Raw genomic sequence first — 11,793 nt, 5'->3', positions numbered from 1 at the left:
GGATTATGGTAATTTATTTGCTTTCTATTATGCCATCAACTTAGTCAGACAGACAATTGTCTGAGTATTTATACTGATTGCAAAAGTGGGATGCTCCCCAACGTACCTGCTCAAAAATAAAATGCTAAGTCTTTAATTATAAGAGACGATTCCCTACGATCGCACCAGCAACTCCCCAAATCGAATACCTACTCTAGATACCAACCTCCCGGTTCAACCTCCAAATCCAGCATTGTTTTGAAATCAGCCAAATAGTTGAACATTTCCGAGTTCAAATAATTCTCTTCATTTTTGAGTCCGCCCTGCCACACCTTTTTATCGAAGGTTCCGACAACAAAATAGTCATTTCCGATCGCCTGCGGTGCGATTTTCTGCAAGCCTAATATCAATTCTGCCTCCAATTCATCTTGATGCGCCATAATTAACTCGCATTTAGAGCAGTAGCGACAGGTTTTTCCCTGTATGAGTGGGCCCAGGCCCTCAATCCAGATAAACAAAGCAAATTTCCGCAGATGTGTCAGTTTTTCACACTTCGGACATTTGCTCAACCGGATATCGCTATACGGGTTCAGCATGAAGGAATATCGAGGTTTTAATTTGCCAATGTAAGTTTTAGACTTAGCCATCGCAGTAATCCCTGGAAAAATCAATGATTTAATGTTAGCAGCAAGACATTCGATCGGAGATAAGATGCAATCTTTGTTGCTTTTTGTATAGGCCCGATTGTCGATCGCGTTGCTCCTGATAAATACGATTTACTAGGAGGGTGGATTGCATTGCTGGGCGTTTTGGTGATTATGTACGCACCTCGCCGCTAGCAGCCGGAACCCGGGGAATCATACCATTTTCAATTATTGTAGAATGCAGCGGTATCGAAAAGTCGATCGCGCTCTGGACTTGTTCGCAAAGTCGATCGGCTAAAATTAAACTTGAACTCGGGCGCAGGAGTAGCTATGCAAAAAGTAGCAGTATTTGGCAACACCGGAGGCGGTAAATCCACTCTCAGCAAGAGATTATCGGACATCACTGGATTGCCCCTTCACATCTTAGACAAGATTCAATATCGATCGGGCGGCGCTGAGGTTCCAAAGGAAGATTTTAAGCGCGCCCATCAAGAAATTTTGCAGACTGACAGATGGGTTATTGACGGGTTTGGTTGCATAGAAACCCTCTGGCTGCGACTTGATGAGGCGGATACCCTGGTTTTTATCGATCTACCGCTATACGTGCATTTCTGGTGGGTGACTAAAAGACTGATGTCGGGTTACTTTAAACCACCCGCAGGCTGGCCGGAAAACACCCCAATATTAAAGAGTTCGCTTACCAGTTACCGCGTGCTTTGGTTGTGCGACAAATATTTGAACCCAAAATATCGCGAATATATCGATCGGGCACGAAGTACCAAAAATGTTTATCACATCACATCGACTGAGCAGATTTCGCAATTTTTTGAATCAATTGAAAATGAGTTTAACTTTGAAAATGGTGCAGCAGCCTCACAAGCGGACTAAAATTCTATCATCGTCGATCGAACTTGGAAATTATTGGCGAACTTCCTCGATAGTTTGTGCTTTGAAAGTCACTACATAGGCATAGAAAGCTTTGCGATCGTCTCTGTAGGTGAGAATGTATCGCTTTAATTTGCGATCGCTAATTCCAGCATAATTGACGTTATTCATGGCTCAATATTCCCATCTATTTATAATATAGTATCAAGGGCGATCGCTCTGCGAAAATACTCCTCTTTCGTTCGATCGAAGGCAAATCGAGGGCGATCGTATCCTATTTTTCTCACCTCCTCACTCAGGCGGGCCAAAGCGATCGGGCAAGTCATCAAGAGTTAACCCACGCGATCGCAAAAAATTTGCCAAAGCTTTCATTTGGGCAATTGTGAATGTCGGCACGTTATCTCCGGCTTAAGAGCGACTCACAGTCCGTACCGATGTCCCAATTTGCCGAGCAAATTCTTCTTGGGACATTCCTAACTCATCTCTCAGTTTTTTAAGCAGTGATTCGCCAGCTTCTTCTTGAGGTTGTCTTCGCTTTGTCATAATACCGGGTACGATCGCCCTGAAAGCGATGGTTTTCTAATCTTCATTTTCCTTCACAGCGATCGGTCCGAAATCATCGGGAATTTCCAGGGCTGATTCAATTTGTAGCAATCGCATGATGGTTTTCCACTGCCGAGGCGTTGGTTTTGCTTCTGTTTCGCCGGAAATCCACCGCTGATAAGTTCGCAAGGGGATACCGCACTGCACCGCAAATTCCGCCTGAGAAAGCTGCGTCCGCTCAATTCTCAGCGTCTCTATTGGTGAATCACTATCTTGAGGCCTTCTGTCTTTTTTCATAAAGATTTGGCGCGTCATATTGACATACGATATTTGGCGCGTCATAATGGCGTTAAAGTAACTAAGAGAGGACAAACCACTAAAAGCTAGTTAGGGGTTAACTTGTCCTGCCTTTCTAGTGTCTCATTTTGCTCGCAATCTATGACAGAACAACGATGAACTACAAACAACAACTTTACCCGTGGGTGATTTACCGTCACTTGCCCAACCTGCAACGCCTGACTGTGGCGCGTTTTCGCCGCCGAAACGACGGCGAGGAACACTTGCGGATTATCAAAAGATTGCTGCCGCAAGTGGAGTTTGCGATCGCCTTTGAGGTGAATTCGCAGCAGCTAACAAATTGTGCAAGATAATATAAGAGCGATCGCACTTTGGGAATAAAAGGGCGATCGCATTTCCCAGAATTGTAAATTGAGATATAATAGAGAGCAAGCAAAAACTCTTACAACCAAGTCTATGTTTACTTATAGCAAGGTACTGAATCAAGTTAAAAGCCTCACGCTTGCAGACCAACTGCGGTTATTAGAAGACTTGAAAAAAATGATTCAGTTACGAGAAGAAGTTGCAGAAGATGATGAAGTGATTTCAGCAGAAGAAATAGCAGAGAGTGAAGCTGCTTGGCAAGATTATAAAGCTGGTCGCGATCGGGGGATATCCTCCCAAGAACTCAAACGGAAGCTATTTGGAGAAAAACATTGACTGACTACATTCTCCTGAAAGCAGCAGAACGCTATTTATCGCGAATGCAACCGGATGACCAAGTACGAATTGTCAAGGCTTTAGATACTTTAGTAAGTGACGATAGAGGGCTTGACATTAAGCAACTTAAAGGTCGTCCTGAATTAAGGCTGCGAGTGGGTAAATATCGGATACTTTTTGCAGAAGACAGCGAAAACCAAGTATATGTTGTGACTGCGATTAATTCTAGGGGGGATGTTTACAAATAAGGGCGATCGCATTTCCCTAGCTCCTAAATTGCTATAATAACAATCAGCCAAAAAATCTCAACATAAAGCCTATGTCTACTTATAGCGAGGTACTGAGTCAGGCTCAAAGTCTCACTCCTGACGAGCAACAGCAGCTTTTAGAAGTATTGTCAGCATTGATGCGCGATCGCCTAACAACCCATATTCAGGGTAGCAGTGAAAGATTGTCCAGGAAAAATTTAAAGAGATGGCGCGGTTTTTTGCCGTATCGTGTGGATGCTTTGGAATTCCAGTTGCAACTTAGAGCAGAATGGGATGAGCAAGAGAGGAAAGAAAAGGGGCGAGGCAGTCATCAAGAGCTATAATAATAAAAATAAAGAATAGTTGATATTAGCTATGCAGCGAATATTTCAGGCTATATTGAAGGGAAACCTTTTAGAATGGGCTAATGAGGTTCCAAAACAGGGCGATGAGCCTGTCAAAGTTTACGTTACTTTGCAAGAAGAGCGATCGACTTTAAGTGCTGAGCTTCGCCGTCAGAGAATAGTTGAAATATTGGAAAAAATTGCAGCAAGTAATGTCTTTGCTGATATTATCGATCCTGTGGAATGGCAGCGAGAATTGCGTCAAGATCGTCCACTTCCCTGGTAGGGATGAATAATATCGCACTTTTGGGAAAAAATGGCGATCGGCTCGCTGGTGAAAAGAGACAAGTTGCGATCGCCTACTTGATGACTTAAAATAGAAGAGACATAGAGCTGCGTGGTCAAAATGGACAGAATCTCCGTCAACCCTCAAATTCACTTCGGTAAGCCTTGCATAGTGGGTACGCGCATTACTGTACAGAGCGTTCTCGAATTACTAAATGAAGGGCTTTCTTTTGGAGAAATTATCCAAGATTACTATCCAGATTTGGAAATGGATGATATTCGGGCGTGCTTGCGGTATGCGATCGCACTGGTGGCGGCGGTCGATGTGCATTTGACATTAGCTTAAATTATGAAATTTCTGATAGACTAAGATGTGTACGCTGTCACCACAAAGTTTTTGATTGATGCAGGACATGATGTAATTGTGGTCGCTCAAATGGGTCTAGCGCAAGCAAGTGATGAAGAAATACTGAGAGTAGCCCAAACAGAAAATCGCATCCTGGTTACGCGAGACAGAGATTACGGAATTCTTGTTTTTGTGAGGGCGATCGGAACAGGTGTGATTTACCTTCGAGTCTTACCTAAAATGGTGAATGAAGTTCATAAGGAACTAGCAGGAGTTATAGAAAATTACTCTGAAGTAGAACTAAAAGGGTCATTTGTCGTTGTAGAACCTGATGGACATCGGTTCAGAAAACCTCTGAGATAGGGAGTTAATTAGTTTGGTCTTGGAATAAAAGGGCGATCTAACTTTGGTGAATTTCAGACTATCTGGTATAATTAAACAGGTAGCTCTAATAATTTTCAACAGCTATGAACTATGAAAACTCAAGAACTTCGCCAGAACCTTAAGCAATCGATAGATAGCTTATCTCCTGAACGGCTGCTCGTTGTGGCTGATTTTTTAGCTTATTTAGCAGAACGTGAAAGCAATGAAGCTACGGTGGAATTATTGAAAATTCCCGGTTTTATAGAAGCATTTAATAAAGCCCAAAAGGATGTAGCAGCAGGTAAGGTGACGACCGTTGAGCAACTCAAACGAAAATACTGATGAAAATCTGAATTTTTATTCAGTGGTTCTTAGCTTTGATGCTCAGGAGTTTTTTGAAGAAGCATCAGCTTCTTTACAACGCAAGCTAGATCGATGTTTTGAAATGTTGAAAACTGACCCTCGCAGTCATCCAAATATTAAGCAACTCAAAGGCGACTTAGCTGGATACTATCGCTATCGCGTTGGAGATTATCGGGTTGTTTATGACATTGATGAGGAGCAAAAGCGGGTGGTTGTGACTGTTATTGCTCATCGTCGTGAAGTGTATTAGGGCGCAATGCAGGGAAGATAAGGGCGATTTCCTACGGGATAGCTGCGATCGCGCGCAGTCCCCTCGATCCTAAATTGCTATAATGACAATCAGCCCAAAAATCTTAATGCAGAGTCTATGTCTACTTACAGCACGGTACTGAATCAGGTTCTCAAACTTGCACCAGATGAGCAAATGCGACTCATCTCTGAATTGTTTACACATATTCGTCAACGGGTGATTCTATCACCCAAGCGCAGTATTTTAGAATTATCAGGTTTGGGTAAGGAAATTTGGCATGGGATTGATGCTCAAGAATATGTCGATCGGGAACGAAATTCATGAAATGGATAGCTCAGTTACAGAGACAACTGTACTAAAGTTGCTATTATTTATCGATAATCCCACAGACTAGGAGATTAAGATGCAAGTCAAAGATATGACAGTTGAGCAACTGCGGGACTTGATTCGACATACCGTTGAACAGTGTTTAGAAGAATATTTGGGCGATGCTGATGCAGGTTTAGAAGTTAAGGAAGAAGTCAAGCTGAAATTGTTAGAGTCAATGAAGCGCAAGCAAGCAGGAGAAAGCAGCATCGAAGCTGGGGAAGTTTATCGAAAACTTGGCATGAAGGCGATCGCACTTTAGGAAGATAAGGGCGATTCCCTACGGGATAGCTGCGCTTCACTCACTTCTCTCGATACTAAATTGCTATTCTGATGTACTACTTTAATGATGAACTGAAAGTATAGCCTATTTTTGCTGCCACACTGCAATTGTACTATCCTTACTGCCACTAATCAGAGTACGCCCGTCGGGACTGAAAACTACTGAAGTAACTGCTGCGGAATGTACGCGCTCCTTAAAAATATCTTTCTTACTTTGGAAATCCCAAATTTGGATATTACCGCCGTAGTCTCCAGTTGCAAACAAATTCCCATCAGAGCTAAAAACTACTGATGTAATGTCATAATCGAATTCCAAAACATTAGAATTATCGCCTGTTTTTACATTCCAAAACTTGATTGTGTGGTCATCACTTCCACTAAGAAGCGTTTGACCGTCTGGACTAAAAGCTAGTGAATTAACAGGCAGTGAATGTCCTTGAATAAGTATAACTTGTTTGTGAGTTCGTAAATTCCAGAGTCTAACTTCTCCCTTGCTGTCCCCACTAGCAAGAAACCAATTATTCAAATCAACAGCCAGACATTTTACCTGCCCAGCATGGCTTGACAGTGTACCAATTTCTAGCCCTTCTGCTCTAGCATCTAACAACTTAATCCTACTATCAGCACTCCCAATAATAACTGTTTTACTATCGGGGGTAAAGGCTACTGATGTAACTCTATGAGCCAAACCTATTCCTAAGTTTCCTATATCTTTAGGTTCCTTTGTATCCAAGTGCCACACTTTGACTTTATTTTGATCTAGGCTCTCAATCATAGCAGTTGTAAGGAAATGCCCTGTGGGGTCGATCGCGATCGGAGTGGGATACCCTCCTGTCAGCCCCCTTAAATTTGACAAGGAATAGAGTTCTTGTTTGTCCTGCACACTCCAAACAACAATTTTGCGATCGCCATATCGGATAGCAATATTTTTTCCATCTGGAAAAATTGCAATAGAGTGAATTGCACCTTCAAAACGTTGTGGTTCTGGATACAGGCGCTCCCACTTAGTAGCTGCAACCTTATTACCTGCGACGTAAGGCTTAAGTTTGTTATATTTTAAACCCGTTTCTTCTCCTTTGCTCTGCAATGTAAAAGAGTCTGAAGCAACAGCAGAAACCGAATCCTCAGCCTCCCAAAACTTACTATAATCTCCTAAAACCCGCTTGTGAGCTTCTTCCAGATTGTTCGCAGTCGTCACAATATTTGGCACTATTCCTTTTAGAGCGATGCCTTCTATTAAATAAATTTCTCTACCAAAAAGGTCTTTGAGAACGCCGTTACCTGAAATGCCAGTATCTTCTGCTATTGCCTCTATTACTCGGAAAATCAAAGTTATATCTCCGACTTTAGAGTTATGAATTTCTCGGTAGAATGCTGTTCCTTTTTCCGTCAAGTCTCCTTCTGTTACTCTAGCAAGTAAACCAGCTATACCAGACTCACACATGAAATTTGGGGCGACCACTGTTCGGTAGTCAAGAGACTGATTACAACCAACCAAAAAACTCCAAGCTGTAGTATTTTTCATGGCAATTTTAAATCTGATTCGGGAAAGTTGCGAATAAGGTCATTTTGAACAGATAGGAAACAATTAAGAGCGTATTTGAATGCCGTTTCTTCATCCTCTACTTTTTTGAATAATTCTTCTCGTTCCTTGCTTAACTCTTCGGATCTTTTATCTGCTGCTTCTTGCTTTTGCTTGGCTGGTGCTTCCGCATATTCACTAGCAAATTCAACCATCTTTAGGACTACATCCTGCAAGGCTGTATATTTTCTAGGTAGGAATAAGTCCCCTAGGATAGGTAGGATGTCTTGCGCTGCTTTTAGCCCTCCGCCAACAACTTGACCCACTTGCTCCCACCATTTTAGATTTGCCTTAACTTCGATCGGACTGTTAAGTTCTTCTCTCATTTTGTCTATGGCCTCTTTGCAATCAGCTTGAATTAAATCGGGCAGGATGCAAGCTAAAGGAATTTCTACTTGAAAGGGTTGGGGCAATATGTTCAGATTTTTTTCCATACTGCCATCTGGTTTCATAGTAACAAAGTCTTTACCCACTGCACTCACAGGAATTAATCTAATTGGTTTTCCAGCCTTGTTATAATTAAAGACTAAATTTTTAAAATGTGGAATTTCTTTCAGCAAACAATCCCGTATCTGTTCGAGGGTGTATTTCTTTTCTACAATATCCCACTTGCTGATTATAAAATGGATCGGCTTGCCAGTTTTTTGCATGATGCTGAGAATTCTAGGTAGCTCGTTGACTGCCCACTTTTGGCCTAGTTTTTCATTTTGCATCAACGCACAAAGTCTTTGACCATCCAGCAAGCCAAGTAAAGCATCTGCTTTCTTGACTTGCTCATCAAATTTCGGATCATCTTCGTCTGTCTGGTCAGTTAACAAACCACCTGCATAATCTAAATAGGTGAACTTGCAAGCTGGATAGATAGGCAGATCCTTCGTTTGTACGCGACAAGTGAAAGTCCATTCTGATACTTCGCTGCGTCGTGTTCCAAGTGGCCACTTTTCTTCAAAAGCTATTTGTGTATAAATATCGTGTAATTGTTTGCTTTTTTCTACACTTTCAAGCTCCAGAAAAAAGCCTCCTTCCCCTTGGGTACATAACTGATTGTACATACTAGCTAAAAATACCGTTTTGCCTGAGCCACGTGGCCCTAGCATGAGGACTGTATAAGTATTCATACTTGACCAGTTAGAGGAATAATGAAGAATTATTAAGTATTTGTATATATTGTCTCGCAAAAGGTAACTCTTGTATATCGGTAATGTCGGGACTTTCCTCAGACAAGCAGATCGGAAATATCGGAATCTTGTCGGAAATGTCGGAATCTTGTCGGAAATGTCGGAAAGATCGGATATAATATGACAAATCGCAGCACACGACTTACCTATGGAAATCGCAGAAGTCTTAAAACTCGCCGACGAACTAATCTTCGCGAAGACGGGAGAACATATAGACTATCTGCAAAAAGCTATCCTTGAAGGGACATTCCAAGGTCGGACATACCCACAAATTGCTGAAGCCACTCATTCCAGTGAAGGTCATACTAGAGATATCGGTTCGGAATTATGGCAAATACTCTCAAAGGGATTCGGAGAAGAGATTACTAAAAGAAATTTTAGAGCAATTTTTAAAAAAGCAAATTTTAACAATTATCAATCAACTATCGGTAGCGATAATATAACAGTTAATAACGTCAATATTTGCCAAGAAAGGGCGAGAAGTCCAACAGAACCGCAAAACTCCCAACCAACTCCTAAACAACTCCACATAGACTTAGGCGACGCACCCGAAATATTCACCTTTTTCGATCGCACTTCTGAACTCTCCACCCTCGAAAACTGGATAACGCGCGATCGCACACGCCTCATCGCACTCCTCGGAATCAGCGGAATCGGCAAAACAACCCTCTCCCTAAGCCTAATCGACCAAATTAAAACCCAATTCGATTACGTCATCTATCGCAGCCTCCGCTTTTCCCCAACCCTCGATGCAACCCTCACCAACCTGCTGCAAATCTTTTCCCAACCATCCGAAATTCCCCAAAACATCGAAACCAAAATTTCCCAACTCCTCGATTACCTGCGAAAATATCGATGTCTGATTGTCCTCGATGACGTACAGATGCTTTTTAGCAGCGGACAACTAGCAGGACAATATAAAACTGGATATGAAGATTATCAGTTATTTTTTAAACTAATTGCCGAAGTATGTCATCAAAGTTGTTTGATATTGAATAGTTGGGAAAAACCCAGAGAAATTGCTAGATTATCAAAAGATAATCATCCCGTGCGATGTTTTGAATTGGGAAGTTTGGGAGTCGCAGCTAAAGAGATTTTGAACTCCCAAAAGTTATCCGATGAGGAAACATGGGAAACTTTGATTGATATTTATCAAGGCAATCCTCTGTGGTTGGAGTTGACTGCAACCCTGATTCGAGAGTTATTTGGGGGGAGAGTTGCGGAGTTTTTGCAGTGCGAAATGCCGATTTTAGATGAATCGCTGCAATTTCAATTATCTCAACCTTTTGGGCGTTTGACTCCGGCAGAGTTGGCAGTGATGATTCACCTGGCTAATCAACCTGAACCCGTTGGTGTGTCGCAATTTTTCAACAAAATACCATTTTCCCCGTCAGAAATAGTCAATGCAGTGCGATCTCTGGGAAATCGGTTTTTATTGGATGCAATAGAAGATGAAAAGATAACTTTGTTTAGTTTGAATCCCGTGATGAAACAGTATGTGCAAAGATGAAACGGCGGTTGAAACCGCGTCTACACAAACGAAGTCCGCCTCCGCGGACTGAAGAAAATAAGATAATTTCAACTGCCCGGTCTTCTTCAACCCGCGGAGGCGGGTTTTGTCTGTATAGACGCGGTTTCAACCGCCGGGTATTATGCCGTGTTCGTATCCGTGCTCGCGCCGGAGGTGGCACTACCGTTTCCCTAGGGTAGCTGATTCTGTAAGCGCGATCGTACCCACTCTCTAAACTCTCTAATTCTCGCATTCTCTCCCTTTTCTGAGTCTAAATTCATAAACTGTGCGAGTTCTTTGACAGGAAACGAGGCAAATGCCAAACTCGTTTCCGACTCGGCATAACCCGTATCAGTTAAAATGTTAATTATTAGTTTTCCTTTCTTCCAAATCCAAACTTCCGGCACTTTAAGTTCCGCATAAACCGCCATTTTATTAATAGATGAGCTAGTCAAATCCATTTCCACAACTAAGTCTGGCGGCGGGTCATTTTTGAGATCGATAGTTAACTTTCCCCGCATTAAAGCTTCATTTTGGATATAAAAACATTCATCAGCTTCGTTGCCAGCTTTTTTCGGTTCCGAACGCCAAGTAGATGATTTTAATCCGATAATTTCAATCCCAATTTCCTCAGAAAGTGCTACAATTAGCCGCCCGAGAGTCCAGCTATACCTCTCATGTTCTGGTAAAGGTACCATGAGTTCTAAAGTTCCCTGATAGTAAGTCATGCGCGGCGTTGAACGTTCCGCAAATATTTCTAACAAGTGTTCGTAGGTTTCCCAACTGATATCATGTAAAACGAGGTGAGAACCTGCAAGCTCTTCTTTACTGTACGTCAGGGTTTGAACCATTGCCAATACTCCACGAGAACTTTAACTCTATTTTACTCTATTGAACATTGGACAGGTGCGATCGCACTTTACCAAATCGACTCAAGATTCAGCACAAATCCGGGGAGAACATCTTCACCTGATACAGTGACTGGAGATTCTAACACTTCAACTTCTTGATTCGGACGATAAATTTCTACTTGTCGAGACTTGCGATTAATTAACCAACCTAAAACAGCACCATTATCTCGATACTCTTTCATCTTATCCTGAGTTTCTTTCAAACTATCACTGGGAGACATTAACTCGACGACGAAATCAGGACAAATTGGGGGGAATTTCTTTTGTTGTTCGGGAGTCAAAGCATCCCAGCGTTCTAATTTTACCCAAGAAGCGTCAGGCGCTCTATTTGCATTATTAGGAAGTTTAAAACCTGTTGAAGAGTCAAACACTTTACCCAGTTTTTTTTGCTGATTCCAAATCCAAATCTGTGCCGTTAATCCTGCATTGCTGCTTCCAGTTTCTCCTCCTGCTGGTGACATGATAATTAATTCTCCCTTAGCCGTGCGTTCCAATCTAATATTTTCATTCTCCTGACAGAGTTGAAAAAACTGCTCGTCTGTCAGCTTGATAATGGGGTTTAGGTTGAGGGTGAGGGTAGTCATAGCGGTATTTTATCGTGGCTAAACGACCTTTATTAAGGATTGTAGCATTATTGAGTGAGTTGTGAGGGCGATCGTGCTTCGTAAGTAATGCTTTTGCTAAATGGTAAACCACAGGAATTGATACAGCATGATCC

23 protein-coding genes are annotated in these 11,793 nt (G+C 42.1%); 14 read left to right on the top strand and 9 right to left on the bottom strand.

The window, feature by feature from the left end; translation table 11 throughout:
* Positions 1-188: 188 nt before the first annotated feature.
* Entirely contained in the window at positions 189-626 is a 438-nt protein-coding gene (locus JGK14_RS03345) for a hypothetical protein (RefSeq protein ID WP_293200901.1), read from the bottom strand.
* 69 nt (positions 627-695) lie between these two features.
* On the opposite strand from JGK14_RS03345, the gene JGK14_RS33960 reads away from it, so the two are divergent.
* Both JGK14_RS33960 and JGK14_RS03340 read left to right on the top strand, forming a co-directional pair.
* The gene (locus tag JGK14_RS33960; RefSeq protein WP_293196790.1) at positions 696-818 is read left to right on the top strand and encodes a hypothetical protein; all 123 of its coding nucleotides are present in this window, start codon (positions 696-698) and stop codon (positions 816-818) included.
* A 135-nt stretch (positions 819-953) separates the two neighbouring features.
* A complete protein-coding gene (locus JGK14_RS03340; protein WP_293189120.1) occupies positions 954-1,511 on the top strand; it encodes an adenylate kinase in 558 nt (185 codons plus the stop codon).
* A gap of 30 nt (positions 1,512-1,541) precedes the next feature.
* Here JGK14_RS03340 and JGK14_RS03335 read toward each other — a convergent pair whose 3' ends face one another.
* The 4 genes from JGK14_RS03335 to JGK14_RS03320 form a co-directional block, all read right to left on the bottom strand.
* Positions 1,542-1,679: a DUF6887 family protein gene (locus tag JGK14_RS03335; RefSeq protein WP_293206812.1), complete on the bottom strand. Its 138-nt coding sequence runs from the start codon at positions 1,677-1,679 to the stop codon at positions 1,542-1,544.
* Between the two features lie 20 nt (positions 1,680-1,699).
* The gene (locus JGK14_RS03330) at positions 1,700-1,834 is read right to left on the bottom strand and encodes a hypothetical protein (protein ID WP_293189124.1); all 135 of its coding nucleotides are present in this window, start codon (positions 1,832-1,834) and stop codon (positions 1,700-1,702) included.
* An 82-nt stretch (positions 1,835-1,916) separates the two neighbouring features.
* Positions 1,917-2,051: a helix-turn-helix domain-containing protein gene (locus JGK14_RS03325; protein WP_293189126.1), complete on the bottom strand. Its 135-nt coding sequence runs from the start codon at positions 2,049-2,051 to the stop codon at positions 1,917-1,919.
* Positions 2,052-2,087: 36 nt separating this feature from the next.
* The gene (locus tag JGK14_RS03320; RefSeq protein ID WP_293325797.1) at positions 2,088-2,348 is read right to left on the bottom strand and encodes a helix-turn-helix domain-containing protein; all 261 of its coding nucleotides are present in this window, start codon (positions 2,346-2,348) and stop codon (positions 2,088-2,090) included.
* 155 nt (positions 2,349-2,503) lie between these two features.
* Between JGK14_RS03320 and JGK14_RS03315 the strand changes: the two genes are divergently transcribed.
* From JGK14_RS03315 to JGK14_RS03265, 11 genes are all read left to right on the top strand, one after another.
* Positions 2,504-2,701 carry a hypothetical protein gene (locus JGK14_RS03315; RefSeq protein ID WP_293325794.1) on the top strand — a complete coding sequence of 66 codons (198 nt, stop codon included), beginning with the start codon at positions 2,504-2,506 and terminating at the stop codon, positions 2,699-2,701.
* A 103-nt stretch (positions 2,702-2,804) separates the two neighbouring features.
* The gene (locus JGK14_RS03310; protein ID WP_293206815.1) at positions 2,805-3,047 is read left to right on the top strand and encodes a hypothetical protein; all 243 of its coding nucleotides are present in this window, start codon (positions 2,805-2,807) and stop codon (positions 3,045-3,047) included.
* Positions 3,044-3,295 carry a type II toxin-antitoxin system RelE family toxin gene (locus JGK14_RS03305; protein WP_293206817.1) on the top strand — a complete coding sequence of 84 codons (252 nt, stop codon included), beginning with the start codon at positions 3,044-3,046 and terminating at the stop codon, positions 3,293-3,295. Before JGK14_RS03310 ends, JGK14_RS03305 begins: the two co-directional genes overlap by 4 nt.
* Before the next feature lie 71 nt (positions 3,296-3,366).
* Entirely contained in the window at positions 3,367-3,639 is a 273-nt protein-coding gene (locus JGK14_RS03300; RefSeq protein WP_293325790.1) for a hypothetical protein, read from the top strand.
* A gap of 31 nt (positions 3,640-3,670) precedes the next feature.
* On the top strand, positions 3,671-3,925 hold the full coding sequence (locus tag JGK14_RS03295) for a hypothetical protein (protein WP_293325785.1): 255 nt from the start codon (positions 3,671-3,673) through the stop codon (positions 3,923-3,925).
* A gap of 120 nt (positions 3,926-4,045) precedes the next feature.
* Complete coding sequence (locus JGK14_RS03290; protein WP_293325782.1) at positions 4,046-4,270, top strand: DUF433 domain-containing protein; 225 nt, start codon at positions 4,046-4,048, stop codon at positions 4,268-4,270.
* Between the two features lie 27 nt (positions 4,271-4,297).
* Positions 4,298-4,633 (top strand): DUF5615 family PIN-like protein, encoded by a 336-nt coding sequence (locus JGK14_RS03285; RefSeq protein WP_293189136.1) that lies wholly within the window; start codon positions 4,298-4,300, stop codon positions 4,631-4,633.
* A 111-nt stretch (positions 4,634-4,744) separates the two neighbouring features.
* Positions 4,745-4,975, top strand: a complete 231-nt coding sequence (locus tag JGK14_RS03280) for a hypothetical protein (RefSeq protein WP_325314764.1) — start codon at positions 4,745-4,747, stop codon at positions 4,973-4,975.
* On the top strand, positions 4,950-5,246 hold the full coding sequence (locus JGK14_RS03275) for a type II toxin-antitoxin system RelE family toxin (protein ID WP_293189140.1): 297 nt from the start codon (positions 4,950-4,952) through the stop codon (positions 5,244-5,246). The genes JGK14_RS03280 and JGK14_RS03275 overlap by 26 nt, the downstream gene beginning before the upstream one ends.
* 117 nt (positions 5,247-5,363) lie before the next feature.
* Complete coding sequence (locus JGK14_RS03270) at positions 5,364-5,570, top strand: hypothetical protein (protein WP_293176690.1); 207 nt, start codon at positions 5,364-5,366, stop codon at positions 5,568-5,570.
* Positions 5,571-5,649: 79 nt separating this feature from the next.
* The gene (locus tag JGK14_RS03265; RefSeq protein WP_325314763.1) at positions 5,650-5,874 is read left to right on the top strand and encodes a hypothetical protein; all 225 of its coding nucleotides are present in this window, start codon (positions 5,650-5,652) and stop codon (positions 5,872-5,874) included.
* Positions 5,875-5,979: 105 nt separating this feature from the next.
* On the opposite strand, the gene JGK14_RS03260 is transcribed toward JGK14_RS03265, so the two are convergent.
* Complete coding sequence (locus tag JGK14_RS03260) at positions 5,980-7,419, bottom strand: WD40 repeat domain-containing protein (RefSeq protein WP_325314762.1); 1,440 nt, start codon at positions 7,417-7,419, stop codon at positions 5,980-5,982.
* Positions 7,416-8,594 (bottom strand): hypothetical protein, encoded by a 1,179-nt coding sequence (locus tag JGK14_RS03255; RefSeq protein ID WP_325314761.1) that lies wholly within the window; start codon positions 8,592-8,594, stop codon positions 7,416-7,418. Before JGK14_RS03255 ends, JGK14_RS03260 begins: the two co-directional genes overlap by 4 nt.
* Before the next feature lie 208 nt (positions 8,595-8,802).
* Here JGK14_RS03255 and JGK14_RS03250 point away from each other — a divergent pair, with 208 nt between their 5' ends.
* Positions 8,803-10,164 (top strand): ATP-binding protein, encoded by a 1,362-nt coding sequence (locus JGK14_RS03250; protein WP_325314760.1) that lies wholly within the window; start codon positions 8,803-8,805, stop codon positions 10,162-10,164.
* A gap of 191 nt (positions 10,165-10,355) precedes the next feature.
* On the opposite strand, the gene JGK14_RS03245 is transcribed toward JGK14_RS03250, so the two are convergent.
* On the bottom strand, positions 10,356-11,015 hold the full coding sequence (locus JGK14_RS03245) for a Uma2 family endonuclease (protein ID WP_293176680.1): 660 nt from the start codon (positions 11,013-11,015) through the stop codon (positions 10,356-10,358).
* A 68-nt stretch (positions 11,016-11,083) separates the two neighbouring features.
* Positions 11,084-11,659, bottom strand: a complete 576-nt coding sequence (locus JGK14_RS03240; protein WP_293176678.1) for a Uma2 family endonuclease — start codon at positions 11,657-11,659, stop codon at positions 11,084-11,086.
* Positions 11,660-11,793 lie beyond the last annotated feature (134 nt).

It is taken from the genome of Microcoleus sp. PH2017_28_MFU_U_A, assembly GCF_020738035.1.
GTDB lineage: Bacteria > Cyanobacteriota > Cyanobacteriia > Cyanobacteriales > Microcoleaceae > Microcoleus.
Note: the sequence above shows the minus strand (reverse complement) of the source record. Positions and strands in the feature narration are given on the sequence as shown.

What these genes read in the sequence shown, in the direction of transcription:
- JGK14_RS03270 (WP_293176690.1), top strand. Translation starts at nt 5,364, where the DNA reads ATGTCTACTTACAGCACGGTACTGAATCAGGTTCTCAAACTTGCACCA.
- JGK14_RS03240 (WP_293176678.1), bottom strand. Translation starts at nt 11,659, where the DNA reads ATGACTACCCTCACCCTCAACCTAAACCCCATTATCAAGCTGACAGAC.
- JGK14_RS03265 (WP_325314763.1), top strand. Translation starts at nt 5,650, where the DNA reads ATGCAAGTCAAAGATATGACAGTTGAGCAACTGCGGGACTTGATTCGA.
- JGK14_RS03260 (WP_325314762.1), bottom strand. Translation starts at nt 7,419, where the DNA reads ATGAAAAATACTACAGCTTGGAGTTTTTTGGTTGGTTGTAATCAGTCT.
- JGK14_RS03250 (WP_325314760.1), top strand. Translation starts at nt 8,803, where the DNA reads ATGGAAATCGCAGAAGTCTTAAAACTCGCCGACGAACTAATCTTCGCG.
- JGK14_RS03245 (WP_293176680.1), bottom strand. Translation starts at nt 11,015, where the DNA reads ATGGTTCAAACCCTGACGTACAGTAAAGAAGAGCTTGCAGGTTCTCAC.
- JGK14_RS03320 (WP_293325797.1), bottom strand. Translation starts at nt 2,348, where the DNA reads ATGAAAAAAGACAGAAGGCCTCAAGATAGTGATTCACCAATAGAGACG.
- JGK14_RS03300 (WP_293325790.1), top strand. Translation starts at nt 3,367, where the DNA reads ATGTCTACTTATAGCGAGGTACTGAGTCAGGCTCAAAGTCTCACTCCT.
- JGK14_RS03255 (WP_325314761.1), bottom strand. Translation starts at nt 8,594, where the DNA reads ATGAATACTTATACAGTCCTCATGCTAGGGCCACGTGGCTCAGGCAAA.
- JGK14_RS03280 (WP_325314764.1), top strand. Translation starts at nt 4,745, where the DNA reads ATGAAAACTCAAGAACTTCGCCAGAACCTTAAGCAATCGATAGATAGC.
- JGK14_RS03315 (WP_293325794.1), top strand. Translation starts at nt 2,504, where the DNA reads ATGAACTACAAACAACAACTTTACCCGTGGGTGATTTACCGTCACTTG.
- JGK14_RS03330 (WP_293189124.1), bottom strand. Translation starts at nt 1,834, where the DNA reads ATGACTTGCCCGATCGCTTTGGCCCGCCTGAGTGAGGAGGTGAGAAAA.
- JGK14_RS03310 (WP_293206815.1), top strand. Translation starts at nt 2,805, where the DNA reads ATGTTTACTTATAGCAAGGTACTGAATCAAGTTAAAAGCCTCACGCTT.
- JGK14_RS03335 (WP_293206812.1), bottom strand. Translation starts at nt 1,679, where the DNA reads ATGAATAACGTCAATTATGCTGGAATTAGCGATCGCAAATTAAAGCGA.
- JGK14_RS03290 (WP_293325782.1), top strand. Translation starts at nt 4,046, where the DNA reads ATGGACAGAATCTCCGTCAACCCTCAAATTCACTTCGGTAAGCCTTGC.
- JGK14_RS03345 (WP_293200901.1), bottom strand. Translation starts at nt 626, where the DNA reads ATGGCTAAGTCTAAAACTTACATTGGCAAATTAAAACCTCGATATTCC.
- JGK14_RS03295 (WP_293325785.1), top strand. Translation starts at nt 3,671, where the DNA reads ATGCAGCGAATATTTCAGGCTATATTGAAGGGAAACCTTTTAGAATGG.
- JGK14_RS03340 (WP_293189120.1), top strand. Translation starts at nt 954, where the DNA reads ATGCAAAAAGTAGCAGTATTTGGCAACACCGGAGGCGGTAAATCCACT.
- JGK14_RS03325 (WP_293189126.1), bottom strand. Translation starts at nt 2,051, where the DNA reads ATGACAAAGCGAAGACAACCTCAAGAAGAAGCTGGCGAATCACTGCTT.